Source organism: Bartonella sp. CL266QHHD, from assembly GCF_042195355.1.
In the GTDB taxonomy this organism is placed as follows: domain Bacteria; phylum Pseudomonadota; class Alphaproteobacteria; order Rhizobiales; family Rhizobiaceae; genus Bartonella.
Genome location: NZ_JBHIOD010000036.1, coordinates 1 through 14,303 on the forward strand (window position 1 = coordinate 1; position 14,303 = coordinate 14,303).

17 protein-coding genes are annotated in these 14,303 nt (G+C 41.6%); 3 read left to right on the plus strand and 14 right to left on the minus strand.

Features of this window, described 5'->3' with window-relative positions; translation table 11 throughout:
- Positions 1–303 precede the first annotated feature (303 nt).
- The 3 genes from ACFIK7_RS04520 to ACFIK7_RS04530 are packed head-to-tail and all read right to left on the minus strand — an operon-like array spanning position 304 to position 2,895.
- Positions 304–729: a hypothetical protein gene (locus ACFIK7_RS04520; protein ID WP_273791515.1), complete on the minus strand. Its 426-nt coding sequence runs from the start codon at positions 727–729 to the stop codon at positions 304–306.
- Positions 729–2,186 (minus strand): hypothetical protein, encoded by a 1,458-nt coding sequence (locus ACFIK7_RS04525; RefSeq protein WP_375663000.1) that lies wholly within the window; start codon positions 2,184–2,186, stop codon positions 729–731. The genes ACFIK7_RS04520 and ACFIK7_RS04525 overlap by 1 nt, the downstream gene beginning before the upstream one ends.
- Before the next feature lies 1 nt (position 2,187).
- A complete protein-coding gene (locus ACFIK7_RS04530; protein WP_375658327.1) occupies positions 2,188–2,895 on the minus strand; it encodes a hypothetical protein in 708 nt (235 codons plus the stop codon).
- 65 nt (positions 2,896–2,960) lie between these two features.
- Here ACFIK7_RS04530 and ACFIK7_RS04535 point away from each other — a divergent pair, with 65 nt between their 5' ends.
- Both ACFIK7_RS04535 and ACFIK7_RS04540 read left to right on the plus strand, forming a co-directional pair.
- On the plus strand, positions 2,961–3,269 hold the full coding sequence (locus ACFIK7_RS04535) for a type II toxin-antitoxin system RelE/ParE family toxin (RefSeq protein WP_375624281.1): 309 nt from the start codon (positions 2,961–2,963) through the stop codon (positions 3,267–3,269).
- The gene (locus ACFIK7_RS04540; protein WP_375621740.1) at positions 3,250–3,534 is read left to right on the plus strand and encodes an addiction module antidote protein; all 285 of its coding nucleotides are present in this window, start codon (positions 3,250–3,252) and stop codon (positions 3,532–3,534) included. Before ACFIK7_RS04535 ends, ACFIK7_RS04540 begins: the two co-directional genes overlap by 20 nt.
- 35 nt (positions 3,535–3,569) lie before the next feature.
- Here ACFIK7_RS04540 and ACFIK7_RS04545 read toward each other — a convergent pair whose 3' ends face one another.
- From ACFIK7_RS04545 to ACFIK7_RS04575, 7 genes are all read right to left on the minus strand, one after another.
- Positions 3,570–3,950: a hypothetical protein gene (locus ACFIK7_RS04545; RefSeq protein ID WP_375637192.1), complete on the minus strand. Its 381-nt coding sequence runs from the start codon at positions 3,948–3,950 to the stop codon at positions 3,570–3,572.
- Positions 3,951–3,961: 11 nt separating this feature from the next.
- Positions 3,962–4,342 (minus strand): hypothetical protein, encoded by a 381-nt coding sequence (locus ACFIK7_RS04550; RefSeq protein ID WP_375663001.1) that lies wholly within the window; start codon positions 4,340–4,342, stop codon positions 3,962–3,964.
- A 20-nt stretch (positions 4,343–4,362) separates the two neighbouring features.
- Positions 4,363–5,490 carry a N4-gp56 family major capsid protein gene (locus ACFIK7_RS04555; RefSeq protein ID WP_375637952.1) on the minus strand — a complete coding sequence of 376 codons (1,128 nt, stop codon included), beginning with the start codon at positions 5,488–5,490 and terminating at the stop codon, positions 4,363–4,365.
- Between the two features lie 92 nt (positions 5,491–5,582).
- Complete coding sequence (locus tag ACFIK7_RS04560) at positions 5,583–6,476, minus strand: hypothetical protein (RefSeq protein ID WP_375663002.1); 894 nt, start codon at positions 6,474–6,476, stop codon at positions 5,583–5,585.
- 13 nt (positions 6,477–6,489) lie between these two features.
- A complete protein-coding gene (locus ACFIK7_RS04565) occupies positions 6,490–8,499 on the minus strand; it encodes a portal protein (protein WP_375663003.1) in 2,010 nt (669 codons plus the stop codon).
- The gene (locus ACFIK7_RS04570; protein WP_375663004.1) at positions 8,484–9,812 is read right to left on the minus strand and encodes a PBSX family phage terminase large subunit; all 1,329 of its coding nucleotides are present in this window, start codon (positions 9,810–9,812) and stop codon (positions 8,484–8,486) included. The genes ACFIK7_RS04565 and ACFIK7_RS04570 overlap by 16 nt, the downstream gene beginning before the upstream one ends.
- Positions 9,793–10,125 (minus strand): hypothetical protein, encoded by a 333-nt coding sequence (locus ACFIK7_RS04575; RefSeq protein WP_375663005.1) that lies wholly within the window; start codon positions 10,123–10,125, stop codon positions 9,793–9,795. The genes ACFIK7_RS04570 and ACFIK7_RS04575 overlap by 20 nt, the downstream gene beginning before the upstream one ends.
- A 205-nt stretch (positions 10,126–10,330) precedes the next feature.
- Between ACFIK7_RS04575 and ACFIK7_RS04580 the strand changes: the two genes are divergently transcribed.
- Positions 10,331–10,954 (plus strand): hypothetical protein, encoded by a 624-nt coding sequence (locus ACFIK7_RS04580; RefSeq protein ID WP_026017333.1) that lies wholly within the window; start codon positions 10,331–10,333, stop codon positions 10,952–10,954.
- A gap of 9 nt (positions 10,955–10,963) precedes the next feature.
- Here the strand turns inward: ACFIK7_RS04580 and ACFIK7_RS04585 are convergent, their stop codons facing one another.
- The 4 genes from ACFIK7_RS04585 to ACFIK7_RS04600 all read right to left on the minus strand — a co-directional run.
- Complete coding sequence (locus ACFIK7_RS04585) at positions 10,964–11,494, minus strand: hypothetical protein (protein WP_375663006.1); 531 nt, start codon at positions 11,492–11,494, stop codon at positions 10,964–10,966.
- 15 nt (positions 11,495–11,509) lie between these two features.
- Positions 11,510–11,950 carry a single-stranded DNA-binding protein gene (ssb, locus tag ACFIK7_RS04590; RefSeq protein WP_375631940.1) on the minus strand — a complete coding sequence of 147 codons (441 nt, stop codon included), beginning with the start codon at positions 11,948–11,950 and terminating at the stop codon, positions 11,510–11,512.
- Between the two features lie 85 nt (positions 11,951–12,035).
- On the minus strand, positions 12,036–13,502 hold the full coding sequence (locus ACFIK7_RS04595; protein ID WP_375663007.1) for a replicative DNA helicase: 1,467 nt from the start codon (positions 13,500–13,502) through the stop codon (positions 12,036–12,038).
- Between the two features lie 254 nt (positions 13,503–13,756).
- The coding region (locus ACFIK7_RS04600; RefSeq protein WP_375663008.1) for a hypothetical protein at positions 13,757–14,303 on the minus strand (547 nt) is incomplete at its 5' end.

Here is a 14,303-nt window from a genome sequence, read left to right on the forward strand (position 1 = left end):
TATATTTGCCAGCTCCCAATGTTGCGACAGCCCTTGCATTAAGACGGTTCATAAGAGCCATTTTTAGTCCTTTCTTATACAGTTTTTATCCATACACTCATCCCACTTGTTATGTGCAAATGAGTGGTTTTGATTGATTCAAGATAAACAGATTTGAAACGAGAGAATCCTACGTTATTCGGGACTCTCATTCAACATACAAAACAGTGAATTATCATTATAAATCAATACCTTGTCCAAGTAGGAGGGGCGCTTGTCTGCACCTGCTTCTGTTCTGTCGTTGCTGGTCTACTGCTCCCCATGTCACAATTCCTTCCTATAATAAAGCATACCTATGCTATAGCCTTGCTTGGTTAGTGCACGCTTCCAACCTAAACGACCCAAGATCTCCATTTCAGAAGCACCATTCTCACGCGCCCAATCCTCTACAAATTTCAAATTATCAACTTGATCAAGAACGCCCTTCCCACTACATTCACAAATCAGTGCGCGCTTCTTTCCTAAAACTGTCTGCTGTATCTGGGTCGTGAATGCCGCTAAAAAGCGCTCGTCGTCATCCAAAACAAGCCATAACTGTTTCTTGCCACTGCAAATCGCTTCAATCAGTTCCTGCAACGTGATTTCATGTTTGAAACGCTCTACATACTCTCTAAAGGATGCAATGATGTCTTCCAGATAAGGCGCTATACGCTCCATATCCCAAGACGTGGTCAAAAAGACTTTTGCCATTACCCTCTGCCTAAAGGACGTAAATCCACATTAAATCCTGTGATTTGGTTCCAATGAACACCTTCAGGAATGCGCAATTTAAAGCGGTGATAACGATTGCGCGAACGACCATGATAAGCACCCGTGACATATGAACATGCCCTCTCTTGGTGCCATGTAATCGGCGTCTGATGATTGCGAAGCCGACGCTCTCCTATGCTTAAAAGACCTTCCGTCGTATCAACTTCAGCAAACATCTTCGTGATAAAGTTAAAACTTCCATCTGGTGCCCCCATTTCTTGCGAAACAACCGTTGCCTCCATCGGTGCTCCCGTAAACATAACAAGCCGATTGTTATCATCAAAAGCACCAAGCATTGGCGCGCCACTTTGCCAACGAGGGCTGTCTAAAGAAGCCGGCAAGGACTCAAGATTGATCGAGATCTCATCTAACTGTTCTAAAGTATAACCTGTCGTAAACACTGGAAAGAACGTGAAAGGCTTCCCTTGTAGCGTCGACCATTTCTGCAATCCCCAATCATAGACAAAGGTCGTTTGCTCGTTATTGCCTCTCTTTAAGGACCAGTAAATCCGGTTATCAATGGGATCTATAACCCCTTGCATCTCATCAAGAGCAAACTTATCAAAGATTTTAAAAACCGTTCTATCAACCTTCTCAAAGCCTATCGGCAAAAGTTGACCATCAGCACTGATCTGATAAAAGCCACCATCACTCGCAAAAAAAGCATCACTCCCTCGACACGCTATAGAGGCTGCACTGCGCGCTCCACGCTTGTCTTGGATCTTTTGAAAAGCAAACGGGCTCTTGGAACCTAACGTCAAAGAACCAGCATAAATAGCAGAACGAAGAAAAATAAGGGGATTGGTTGTTTCTGTTGCCCCCTGAACGTATTCTCCATCTTGGAAATCCATATAACCACTAACATTATATTGAGTCTCCCATAGAGTTTCATCGCCTTCTCCAGACCAATGAATGCGATTGGGATTATCTGTCAATTGCATCAAACAAACAAAAGGTCCCCAAATTTTGACCAATCCCGCTTTCGGTGGATTTCCTTCTAAATCTTCAAACCGTTCAGAACTAAGGACCTTGAAAACTTGCGGTTTATCATTTTTATTCACCGCAATAACCATGTTTTTAAAAAGAGCAAACGACCATTTATTCTCTTCATTTGCTTGATAGGTCACACCACTTTGGCTAATGTCCTTCCAACCTTTGGTTTGACTATCATAACTGTAAAGCTTTTGCTTGCCTCCTACGATTATCTTAACACCATTGCCACTTCTAAAGGCGATTGAACCCAAGGGCTTTTCTTCCAAAGCATGAGACACAACCATTGCACTAGGCATGGGTATGTAACCGCCATCTGCTGGTAAAACATTCACAAGGCTATCCGTAAAGCTACCGTTGACAACCGCAACATCTGGTCTGTAATCGGCTACTGGAAAATAAACCATATTAGAAATCCGTTGGTATTATTCTGGTCACGTTATGACGTTGAGACGTCTCTGCACGCAATTCATGCAACTGTTCGTTAAAGTCATTGTAAGCTGCCGTTGCACAATCGGGGTCTTTCAAGATATTCTTGTAAAGTTCGTATTTTGCACGCGCCTTAATCAAATCAAACGCGTGCACAAACCATGGGTGCTCCTCATCGACACTATCTATCTCTGATAAACGCAATGGAGAGAGAATTAGTTGAATCTGATAGGCTCTATCCGGCGTGGGATAAAGATGTAATTTCCTATCAAAATAACTGTAACAAACCGGCGTTCCTTGCTGCTCTGATGATAACAAAGGCTCTAAAGAAACATGGTCCTTACACTCCAATGCAAACTTATGATGTTGATCAGAGCTTAGATAAACGTTTTTTATTTTAACAGCTGTTTCAATAGGGCGGGTAGTGCTTGCATCATAAACACCTTGTCCCGCCCGTGTCTCAAACACCACATCACGGCTTTCGTTAAAGTAAAAAGTCTCTCGTTCACAAAAACGAATGGCTGCAAAAATGCTTTCTTGGATTTGTTGAACATACTCATCGGCTATGTCATCAATCTCATCTTGAATAACCGACACTAAGTGCGAAAGTGTTCTCTTATGACGATAAACATCTCGCTTTACAGGTATCGGTCCTCCGGTCTTAACCCGAATATAATGACGTGTCATCAAAATACCTTTCAGTAAAAATTATAACTATTGATATTATATATTTTGTGTAGTATAGTACTCAAATGGTATTCATTCATAAAACGATAGAATTTGATACTTGGCTTAAGAAACTTAAAGATAAAAGCGTTAAGGCTATTATTCTTCAACGTATTGTCCGCTTAAAACAGGGTCTTTTCGGTGATGTTAAATTCTTTAATGGTATAGGTGAATTACGTATCCACTATGGTGCTGGTTACCGAATTTATTTTACCCAAAAAGGCTCTGATTTTATCCTTTTGTTATGTGGTGGAGATAAATCAACGCAGAAAAAAGATATTGAACAAGCATTAAAGTTAAAAGAGGAGTACAGTGATGAAAATAACCCCCTTTAAACCAGAAGAATATCTTGAAGACATTGAGGTACAACAAGCATTTCTTAATGAAGCCTTTAAAACCGGTGATGCCTCTCATATAGCGGATGCCCTTGGTATTGTTGCTAGAGCACAAAATATGAGTGCCTTAGCAAAAGAAACCAATCGCGAACGCAGTGGATTATACCGCTCTTTAAGTAAGACTGGTGACCCTAAACTTTCTACCTTAGTCGCTGTCTTATCTGCCCTTAATTTGCAACTCTCTGTACAGTCTTCTACTTCATAAACTGAGAGGGAGTTAATAAATCTCTCCCCTCAATTTCAGTGATTGGTTACAAATTCAACGACTATACTTGCTTGACCAGCTTGTACTGTTTTATCCGCTTTAGCATAGAGAGTAAGCTCTTCATCATAAGGGACAAATTCCTTCTGATTGGTGGGCTTAACCTCTTTTACTGCCTGTTGTTTGATTTCCGCTTCACCAAACTCAGTCCCTCCAGCAGTGCTGCCTATTTTGACCTTTGTGTCCGAAAATGCTGTCTTCACAAACACTTTAATTGAAGTAATCAAAGCACCACGAGGTAGCGTGCCTATTCTCATAGCGTTTTCTTTATCTTCATAGCTAAAATTAAGCCGCAAAAAGCTTACCTGCTGGGTATGAAGATTTCTCCCTTGCAAGGGCTGTGGTAAATAATCTGCCATGTCTTATCCCCTCAATGATTTGTTGCGAATTGCACAACCACAATACATTCACCAGCCGCAGTTGTTTTATCCCGTGTTGCATAAAGGGTCATCTCCTTATCATCTGCAACAAAAGACTTTTGATCTGTTGGCGTAAAATCTTGCGTGCCTTGGGCTTTGATGTCTTTTTCACTAAACTCATTGCCGCCATAGGTGCTACCTATCTTTAATTTTGTCTCAGAAAACGCGGTCTTGACAAAAGCCTTCATCGAAGTGATCAAAGCGCCACGAGGCAAAATTCCGATTTTTTCCGTAAGATGCTTATCTTTATGCGAGATATTCAAACGTAAGAAACTCACCTGTTGGGTGTGAAGATTTCTTCCCTGTAATGGAGGTGGTAATTGATCTGCCATGTCTTGTTTCCTCCCTATGATTAATTATCAGGTTCACCACTGTAGGTGGGGATAACAATCGTTCCAAAATCTTGCGCTGCTTGAGAGCTATTTGGAAATTTGAAACGGGTTTTCTTCATGCCAATCAGTGTTTTCGCAGACAAACCATAGTAACGTTGATAGTCGAAATGCTCTTCCACCAATTTATAGCGATTGACATTGCGATTATTTCCAAAAGCCATAACGATACTTTGTGCTCCAAGAAAAACAGCACGACGCACACTTTTTTTCGCTGTATGATCGGTAGATTTTACCCCATGGGTGACATGTTCAGATTCACGTAAAATCACACCATTATACATACCTAGTGAACCATCAAAAATCGGGTTCTTCGCGCGCGAACCTGTGTAAGCAGCTTTCTGAATATCAAGCCACTGACCAGTCTCTGTATTGGTACGCAATTGCATCACTTGTGTTGGATGCAAATAGAGAACATAAACACTCTCCCCATTCACACGTACTGGTCGAATTTTGGGATTAGCAAGTTTCGCCATTTTTACAGCTTCGTCAATAAGCTTCAAACTAAAGCTGTGTTTTGGCGCTTCACTTAGCTCTTCATCCTTGGTTTTACCATCTGGACGGATAATTCGCTTACTGCTTGGTGCCAGAGGTTCATTAAATCCATAATGCACATTCTCGATATCTATCATCCGATCTTCAAAAGAGATTGTCCTTGCTGTATATCCGCAAGCTTGAATGAAAAACATCAAGCTTAAGCGATCTGCATACCAATCAACTAAGCCATCTTTTGCTTCGTCACGCAAATCAAACGTTGTACGTTGTTGCGCTATACTACCTTCATTTTCTACACGAACTGCATGCGAAAGTTCGTCAATATATAGTCTGTCATGAAGGAATTGTAATGCCTCTTCATTCCCCTCAAGCGTCTGTCCTGAGGTAACACCCCGTCCCAAAAGCTGTGTACGTAAGCTAAATGTAACACAATCCCCTCTGCCCTTCTGTGTTTCAGTTTTAAGTTGAATAATGCTGTTTGAACCCCTGCCTATAAGGGGGGCAATAGGTATCGCCTTTGAAACTTCTGTATTTAATAATTTTGACCACGTGCTTATCGCATGAGGATCATCTGCTCTAACTGTTGTTAATGCCATTGATTTTACCTTTCTTTGCTGTAAAAAAAACCGGCTTAAAAGCCGGACCATAACCCTGCATAAAACAGGCTAATTTCTATAAAAATGCACTCTTAATACCCGTTACCAGCACCATGCAATTGCCGAAAAATTGCTTTATTTTTCGGATTTGATATCCAAGCGTCAAATTCTTCTTCTGACATCCTATCAATGCTTGCTAAAGTCATAGGACCCGTCACGCCCCCTCCACCAGATGCCGTTAAGGTTCTCGCAGAATTCTGCCGGCTTTGAAGTTCTGCTACTTGATTATTCGCTTGAACCCCTTGGTTCTGATAGCCAAGATTTTGCGCTATTCTATAAATCTCTTCTGCCGGATTGAGATCTCTTTGTGCACAAGTCGCTACAATCGTACGCAATTCATTCCTTATGATCTCAGAAATTGTGTTTGGATCTGCATACTCAGGATAAAGTGACGACCAAGAACTCAATTCCTTCGCACGCTTCTCATAAAGAAAATTTGCCGCATCACCAAAATCACTGGATTTATTTTGAAACGACTTAACAGAATTGTTGAAAAACTGACCAAGACGTATATCATGCTGCTGCTGTTCCTCAGCTTGTCTTAGCGCTTCTTTCTGTTCCCTAATATACGCATCTTGCTTTTGAATCTTATCTAGCATCCACGCCACTAAACGAACAGGGTCCTCACGTAGGTCTGGGGGTGCATTTTCACCTTCAACCATTGGCGTCTGGGATTGGGGTTCATAAAGCTTGACAAGCGCTTCACGAGCTTGTTTGGCTTGTTGCTCCATACGCTGCTGTTCTAAATTAGGAACAATCTCTGAAGGCTTTTCAACGGACTGCACAACCGGCTCTGGAGAGGTGACATCATCATTATCAATCGTTTCACCATCATAAGTGCCGGCATCAAAAGAGCTCTCATCATCAAAGACCGGTGCTCCAACTCTGTAATCTTCATTCATAGCTTCATTCATTTCTGCATTCATTCTCTAACCTCTCTCAAATGCTTCTTCCTCTGTATGTTGCCGCTCTTTCACGCATGATTTGATTTTGCGCTCGTTCATTAAGAATACGCTCCCGTTCAAGCTCATGCTTCTGTTGCATCAATTCCGCTTCCAATTCTGCTCTCTTTTGACGCATAACCAATTCAATCTGCTTGCCTTGTAAATCCATCTGTTGCATCTGACTTTTAGCCGCAATATCTTGCTGCTTTTCCTGCAACTTCATTTCCTGCTCGGGGTCCATCTGCTGTTGTTGTGCCATTTGTTGCTGTTGGAACTTCTCACTGACACGATTGAGTAATGACGCCGGCAATGGAGAATAACGAAGTAGATCAAGCATAATATCCGGCGTAATGGCATTTTGAAGCAATGGGAGCAGTTGTGTGATAATACCGAAGGTGCGCTCTTTCTCATTCGGGCTGGTTGGCGCATCATCAACAACAATGTCATACTCGACACTCGTTACTTCTTCACGCGTCAATGGAATATATTGCGCATTCTCCTCACCAGATATCCGTACCAAACGACCATCGGACAAGTAATTCTGGATAAGGTGCAAAATAATCTTACCTTGCCGCTTGCGGTACAAACGTAAACCATCAAACAGACAAGCAAGCAGATTTAAACTGGATTGGCGTCGTTGTGCCTCCAAAATACCCGCTTGTGTCACTTCTCTTGTGCCAATGAATTCGGGCGATAAACCCGTCACTTGATTAATTGCTTCCTTAGCTTCATTAAACAGTTGGAAAAACCCCGTTGGAAATTCTGCTACGGGTTTGGGTTGGATCTTTCCTTGTGCAAGGGCGCCATCTTCAGCAACTAGCAACGCATCAGCCCGCGTCCAATCTTGCATAGCCTGCCTGATGTCCTTAAATGCCCCTTCCTCGACAATAAGCCCCCCTTTGGATTGGCTATTAAGGATATACATCACTTGACTGAAATATTTATTCGCCCACCGTTGCGGGTCTTTTGTCGGACGCACAACCCCATAAAATTGCCGTTCTATCTTGTCAAAATACCCCGTTATACACTCCCAACCCAATTGACCCGCTGGAACCATGGGTTGATCGGGGGATTCAAGCAATTTTCTCCCTAAAAAAGCACGTCTTACAACCTTTTTATTGAAAGCTGCCCCTTGGATATCGGGCATCATGCACTGTAGCTGCTTAAATTCTTCCTCGCTATAATCACGAAGTTCTCCAGTGCTTAAATCGGGCGCTTTGTAATACCTCTCGCTTTCAAACCAACGGCATTCAACAAGTGTAACCATCCGACGACCGTTTTCAACATCAATGCTCCCCTCATCGCTGTAATAATCAAGATCATTATGGTGAACACCTTCATGAGAGCTACCATCCCTTGCCCAATCTGCACTCAGCTCTGTCCAATGAGATTTGGGAAACATCTGCTTAGCTACTTCTAACGGCTTGCGGTCTACATACCACAAACGTTGCGCATCGGTTAAATTCGGTTGCACTGCCGCACTATCCCAGACCATTTTCAGTGGGTCTAAACGCGTAATTACCGGTTCACCATCGAGGCTGTTCTCATAATCAAGGCGGGTATCAGTCCACCCCATGCCGCAGATAACCGCATCTTGGAAAGCATCACTATCAGCGTATTCGGCATGCGCCATGTCCCGAAACCATTCTGCCGCACCGGTAAGCAATTCACTAGGCAATGCCTTCCCTACTTGACGGGGAATAAACTGCACTTCGCGCTTGTTATTACGCTCTGACCCCACAACGGCATTGACCAATGGGGCAATACGATTAAAGGTCATAACGGGGCGGCGTTGCTTTTTTAACGCCGATAAATCTTCTTCATTCCATTGATCACCATTGTAAAAACCAAAATCCTCCCGTGCATGTTCACGCCATTTGTTCACATGCTCCACATCTTCTTTGTACCAGCTCACAAGCTTGCGAAATAAGCCTTCTATCGACAAATCTGATGCGTTACTTTCTTTATCTAAAGGCTCTTCATCATACATCATTCTGCCATCCATGAGGTACTCTCATATTCCGTTCTGCCGCTATAAGCTGGTCGCTTTTGTATTTCTTTTGGTGGTTTGTATGAAATACACATCAGTCCAAAGGCATCTGCCCCATGACTGGACCAATCGTGCTCTGCTCCCAAGCCAATATTGCGCTTCTCATCCCATTTCTCGTGATACCAGTTCAGTGCCTTACGTCCTGCTACCGTCGTCTTTTCATTAAACCAAACAGAAGGCAAAACACGGCGGACTGTTTCTATACGTATCTTAACAGCTCCTGCTCCCTGATTAGGGATAACTTTTGTTTGAAAGCCTGCCTGCTTAAGAGCGCTCTCAAAACTCACATTGTGCACACGGTCTCTGGTCGCCCCATCATGGGGAAGAACCATCAATGCCTTCTCATAACCGTTTTGACGCAACCAGCCTATATGCTCCGATAATGGTTGTCCTTGTGCTTCGTAATAATCAAGCACTCTGATCTCTCTGCCAACAAATTGCGCTATCCATATCGCTGTGGCATCTGCCTTGGCGCCCGTGCCCCCAATATCCCAAAAGGCTCGTATTTGCATTAAAGGATCACGAGCAACGCGCCCTATCCGCCCCTCCTGCTCGGCTGCCAACATTTCCTTTTGATAATAAGCGCCTTGAACCGCTGTAAGATAAGCCCCTTCCCAGATATGCTTATAGGTCTCTGGACGGTTTCTCAGATCATCAAGCCGCGCTTCATTCAAGATCTTGGGAAACTTCGGGTTGTCTGACCAGTTGATCTCAACACGTTTGATTGCCTCATTGTCTGAAAAGCGAAACCGCTTCTCAACGGGGGCATTCTCTCGCAACGGGTTCCATGTCACCCATAATTCTGCATTCCAATCTTTTCCTTCTTCACGCAAAGTCGGTATAAGCGTCTGCCAAGCCGTCTCTGTAACGGGCTCTGCCTCATCAACCCAACAAAGCAAAATACGCCCCATAGACTTGATACTGGCTATATTGCGGTCAAGACCAGAAAACTGAAAGGCTATACGACCATCTATCGACTTAATCGACGACTCCCCAACCTTGTAATAGTCCTTTAAAAAGTCATGTGCTTCAATGGCGCGCTTAATTTCCTCCAATGAACTTTCTGACAAAGAATTCTGAAACTGACGTGCACAAAGTATAGTGCCCGATATCCCTTGCATACCAAATTGATAGCCTTTTAAAGCAGCCATCAAGGCAAATGATCTTGTCTTTCCAGACCCTCGTCCACCCCAAGCAGCACGCACCAAAGCCTTATCTGTAAAAATCGGTATAAGCTTTGGAACAATACTAATCTGTCGTGTTGTCATTGACCAAAGGCGCGATTTCTACACGCGTTATCACCTTAATGGCTCCCCCATCTTCACCTGTTACCTGTAAAGGCAACACCTTACCAAGCAACGCTAAATAAGCAGCGGGGCATTCCATAGCCTGTTTTTCCAAATAAGAGATCAAACCATCCTTGCCAATTTTATTCCCAGCATTCTCAGCAGCCTTAACCACTGCTTCTTTTAAAATGCGCGTCATCTTATTCGGAACGCCTTTGACACGCCCTTGACCTGCCTTTGGTGGTATACGCTTTTTAATGGGTTGTGGAGCCTGATGTGTATTTTCTGATGTCATAAAATACGCCCTCCAGATAATAAAAAACCCCGCAAATGCGGGGATTCCAAACTGCACTGCCTCTCGTCTAGATACAGTACGACCAAGTACAGCAATGTCATTAAATACGATTTGCTACACTTTGTCAACACTAAAATAACACATATTGATAATTTCAAAGGGAATCGGTTAAACAGCGCTTATGAATAATTAAGGATCCAAAATAATGAAATCATTATCCATAACACGCATCATAACATTTATAGCTTTCTTTTCTATATCAGCGCTACCTGCATCAGCGTCATTTGGATTTATAGACAAATTGACGCGTATGTTTACAAGTGTAGATACTATAGAGAAGTATAATCAACTTTACGACAAATACGCGAGTAAAGAATATACTGGCTTTACGCATTTTAATAAGCTAAGCCAAGCACAAGAATTTGTATACAGCCGTGGCCATCATAAGATGCCTTCCAAATTTGATCCTGTATTGCATCGTCACGTATTCGTTATTTTATGTGGACGCTTTGTGAATTTATTGCGGGGTGAGTATAATGAAGAAATGTCATGGGCAATGCTACCCAATGTAATAAGTCGTTTACGTTATGAACATAATTGGAGTGAAAGAGATTTTATGTGGGCATACAACGAATCCAATAACAGCAAAAATCCAATGATTTATTATGCAAAAAAATTTCTTAGTAATTCGACTGGAACTGGCATTAGCCCCAAAACACAAATGATAGTTGTAGTATCTGACGTGAGCACCGGTGATTATGAAAACACTAAACAAGTCGCTAGATTTTGCAGAGACTTACCAACGATATATGATATAATGAAACCGTAATAGAGATTGTCATTTACGATCAAAATGTTTCTGAAGCACATTAAGAGCAACACGCAGCGAATTCACAAGATGTGGTAACATTTGATCTTCTATCACGAGGTACTGTAGCGCAGCATGAAGATTATACTGTCTATAGAGGCATTGGGCTTCTTTTAGTGCCTCTTGCGTGTTTATAAACTGCTCTGTTGCAAATGCTACCCACTTATCTCTTGCCTTATCATCTGAAGATGACGGCATTTCGTCATAAATCGCATTAGGCAAGCCTTTTGCACAAAGGTAATCGTTTCTTATCTGTAGATATTGCTGGGCGGCGTCATATTGCTCTTGTGTAAGCACGCCTTGCAAGCAAAGCCGCCCTATGTAAGACCCAGAAAGTGGATTTTTTGCCTCCTGTAGCGTTAAACCGAAGCGCTTTGCACGCATTTCTATTGCCAATTTATCAACGGCTTCACGCGGTGCTTTTGCACGTGATATACGTCCGTTTGGTTCTCTTACCTGCCCTGCTATTTTAGGGCGTCCCCTCTTTTTATTTTTTTTCATAACACCGCCTTTTATTTAAAAAGGAACACTGTCATTCATAACGGTATGGGGCGTATCAAGAGGTCTGTAAATGCTTCTGTCATAAGCAGATGACTGATCTTGATTATCATCATTTTTGCCATCTAAAAGCTTTAATTCGCCTTTGTACTGAGGCAATATGACTTCTGTTACATAGCGATCAACACCGTTTTTATCTTGCCATTTACGGGTTTGTAGTCGCCCCTCGATATAAACTTTGCTGCCCTTATTCAGATACTGGAGAGCTATTTTTGCAAGATGTGGATTAAACACCACAATGGAATGCCATTCGGTTTTGTCTATTCTCTTATTGGTTGCCTTGTCTGTATAGCTCTCAGACGTTGCCATTCGAAAATTGACCACCTCGATGCCAGATGACATTGTTTTGCTTTCTGGATTGGCACCTAAATGACCAATTAAAATCACTTTATTAAGCATGTTTGTAAGTCCCATTAAATGATGTAAAGATCATAACATGTTTTATGTGTTTTTACAATGTTTTCAGTTAGCTAATAACAATTATTTAATGTTTTACATTATGTTCTAAATCACTAAAGCGTGTAAAATCGGATTGAAATGCAAGGGGAACGATTCCTGTCGGACCATGGCGTTGTTTTGCTATAATAACCTCGGCTTTACCCTTGGCTTGCTCCATTGCATCTTGCCATTTGCTATACTCAGCAGTGCCTTCTTTTGGTTCTTCATTTTTGAGATAATATTCTTCACGATAAACGAACAGAACAATGTCGGCATCTTGCTCTATTGAACCAGATTCACGTAAATCAGAGAGTTGCGGACGTTTATCGGTTCGGTTTTCAACTTGACGTGAAAGTTGTGACAGAGCAATGATGGGAATATTGAGTTCTTTTGCAAGTGCTTTTAATCCGGTGGTAATGGCTGTAATTTCTTGAACGCGGTTTTCTAATGAACGCTTTGAACCGCTTGTCATGAGTTGGATATAATCGATAATCAAGACATCTAGACCATGTTGTCGTTTAAGACGCCTTGCACGGGCGGCCAATTGTGCAAGGGATACACCACCCGTTTGATCAATATAAAGAGGGATTGTTTGTAAGGAACGCATTGCGTGAATAATTTTTGCAAATTGCTCTTCTGAGATATTACCACGGCGCATATCAGAAGAAGAAACCTTTATTTGCTCTGAGATAATACGAGTTGCAAGCTGTTCAGATGACATTTCAAGTGAGAAGAAACCTACAATACCCCCTTCATTGGCTTGGCTGTTATCATGACGCTTGCAAGCATTGGCAATATTAAAAGCAATATTGGTCGCCAGTGAGGTTTTACCCATAGCAGGGCGCCCCGCAAGGATAATCAAATCAGATGCTTGTAACCCTCCCATTTTCTCATCAAGTGTTTTGATATGGGTAGCTATCCCTGAGAGCCTTGAGGAACGCTTTTTCGCTGCACTTGCCATGTTAAGTGCTTTTGCAATGGCTGTATTAAAGTTTTCAAACCCACCCCCATATTTTCCCTTTTCTGCCAATTCAAACAACTGATTTTCAACAGTTTCAATTTGTTGTGATGTTGTAAGGTCTACAGAAACATCATAAGCTCTATTCACAACTTGAGTGCCAAGGTTAATTAAAGAGCGTCGGATAAACAGATCATAAATGACGATTCCATAATCTTTAGTATTAATGATTGTGACTGCCTCGGTAGCTAAACGCACCACGTAATTATATACAGTGATGTCACCAATTTTCTCATCATTTTCAACAAAGGGCTTAATAGTAATGGGATCTGCAACTTTTCCACTTTGAATAATTTGTGAAATGATATCAAAAAGCCTTTGATGCAACGGTTCAAAAAAATGCTCTGCTTTTAAAAAATCAGAAACGCTATCAAGAGCATTATTATTGATAATGATAGCACCCAGCAAAGCTTTCTCTGCTTCAATATTATGGGGCAGTTGACGAAAAGAAGATTGTTCTTCTGTTTGAAAAGAAGGTAATTTAACAGCGTTCATTTTATTCATTATGATTTAAATTGATTTGATAAATGATAATTATAAATCACTGAATCTACAGTGTGAATCCCATTTTTATTTTACTTAACAGCTTGCGTTTTGATACGTTTTGTGCAATAAAGAGATGTTCTTTTATATTTCGATTGGTTATTTTAATCGTTTATTTGGATCGCTAGCTGTTTTGATAATAAAAGCCGTGTCTTAAAGGACGCGGCTTTTTTGCTATAAAGCAGCCCCCCGCGCCGTTATTTTATTTACGCTGCTTTATTTTCAACAATCTTTACAACGGTATCGTTTTCATAAATTTCACAATCTTCAGGAATTCCATATACATAGTAAATGTTTTGCTCAACATATGAATAATCATTTCTTTTTAATCTTGCATTGCCATGTACCAAACCTCTAATGGTGTGATAACCAGTCACTTTAGCATTGCCATAAACAGAACCGTAGACCTTAACATACCCACCCACGCTAGCATTGCCATAAACCTTGCCATAAATTTTTGAAGAGCTACTTACAACAGCATGATCATAAACCTCAGCCTTGCTATAAATGCGTGCATTTCCTGATAATTTTGCATTCCCATAAACCCTTGCATATTGATAAACCCACACCTTATCAGAAAGATGCGCATTATCATAAACATGAGCTCCAAAATACACGCGGGTTTTATCATATACATGCGCATTGCCATAAACAAAACCACCAATGACAGCGTTGCCATATACCCTTGCATTTTCATAAACACGACCAGATTTTACAACACAAGCATTATCATAAACCCAGCAATTGCCATCA

Coding starts and splice junctions, on each gene's coding strand:
- ACFIK7_RS04545 (WP_375637192.1), bottom strand. CDS start 3,950: ATGGCAGATTATTTACCACAGCCCTTGCAAGGGAGAAATCTTCATACC.
- ACFIK7_RS04580 (WP_026017333.1), top strand. CDS start 10,331: ATGAAATCATTATCCATAACACGCATCATAACATTTATAGCTTTCTTT.
- ACFIK7_RS04520 (WP_273791515.1), bottom strand. CDS start 729: ATGGCAAAAGTCTTTTTGACCACGTCTTGGGATATGGAGCGTATAGCG.
- ACFIK7_RS04555 (WP_375637952.1), bottom strand. CDS start 5,490: ATGGCATTAACAACAGTTAGAGCAGATGATCCTCATGCGATAAGCACG.
- ACFIK7_RS04585 (WP_375663006.1), bottom strand. CDS start 11,494: ATGAAAAAAAATAAAAAGAGGGGACGCCCTAAAATAGCAGGGCAGGTA.
- ACFIK7_RS04570 (WP_375663004.1), bottom strand. CDS start 9,812: ATGACAACACGACAGATTAGTATTGTTCCAAAGCTTATACCGATTTTT.
- ACFIK7_RS04560 (WP_375663002.1), bottom strand. CDS start 6,476: ATGAATGCAGAAATGAATGAAGCTATGAATGAAGATTACAGAGTTGGA.
- ACFIK7_RS04575 (WP_375663005.1), bottom strand. CDS start 10,125: ATGACATCAGAAAATACACATCAGGCTCCACAACCCATTAAAAAGCGT.
- ACFIK7_RS04540 (WP_375621740.1), top strand. CDS start 3,250: ATGAAAATAACCCCCTTTAAACCAGAAGAATATCTTGAAGACATTGAG.
- ACFIK7_RS04595 (WP_375663007.1), bottom strand. CDS start 13,502: ATGAACGCTGTTAAATTACCTTCTTTTCAAACAGAAGAACAATCTTCT.
- ACFIK7_RS04530 (WP_375658327.1), bottom strand. CDS start 2,895: ATGACACGTCATTATATTCGGGTTAAGACCGGAGGACCGATACCTGTA.
- ACFIK7_RS04525 (WP_375663000.1), bottom strand. CDS start 2,186: ATGGTTTATTTTCCAGTAGCCGATTACAGACCAGATGTTGCGGTTGTC.
- ACFIK7_RS04550 (WP_375663001.1), bottom strand. CDS start 4,342: ATGGCAGATCAATTACCACCTCCATTACAGGGAAGAAATCTTCACACC.
- ssb (WP_375631940.1), bottom strand. CDS start 11,950: ATGCTTAATAAAGTGATTTTAATTGGTCATTTAGGTGCCAATCCAGAA.
- ACFIK7_RS04565 (WP_375663003.1), bottom strand. CDS start 8,499: ATGGATGGCAGAATGATGTATGATGAAGAGCCTTTAGATAAAGAAAGT.
- ACFIK7_RS04535 (WP_375624281.1), top strand. CDS start 2,961: ATGGTATTCATTCATAAAACGATAGAATTTGATACTTGGCTTAAGAAA.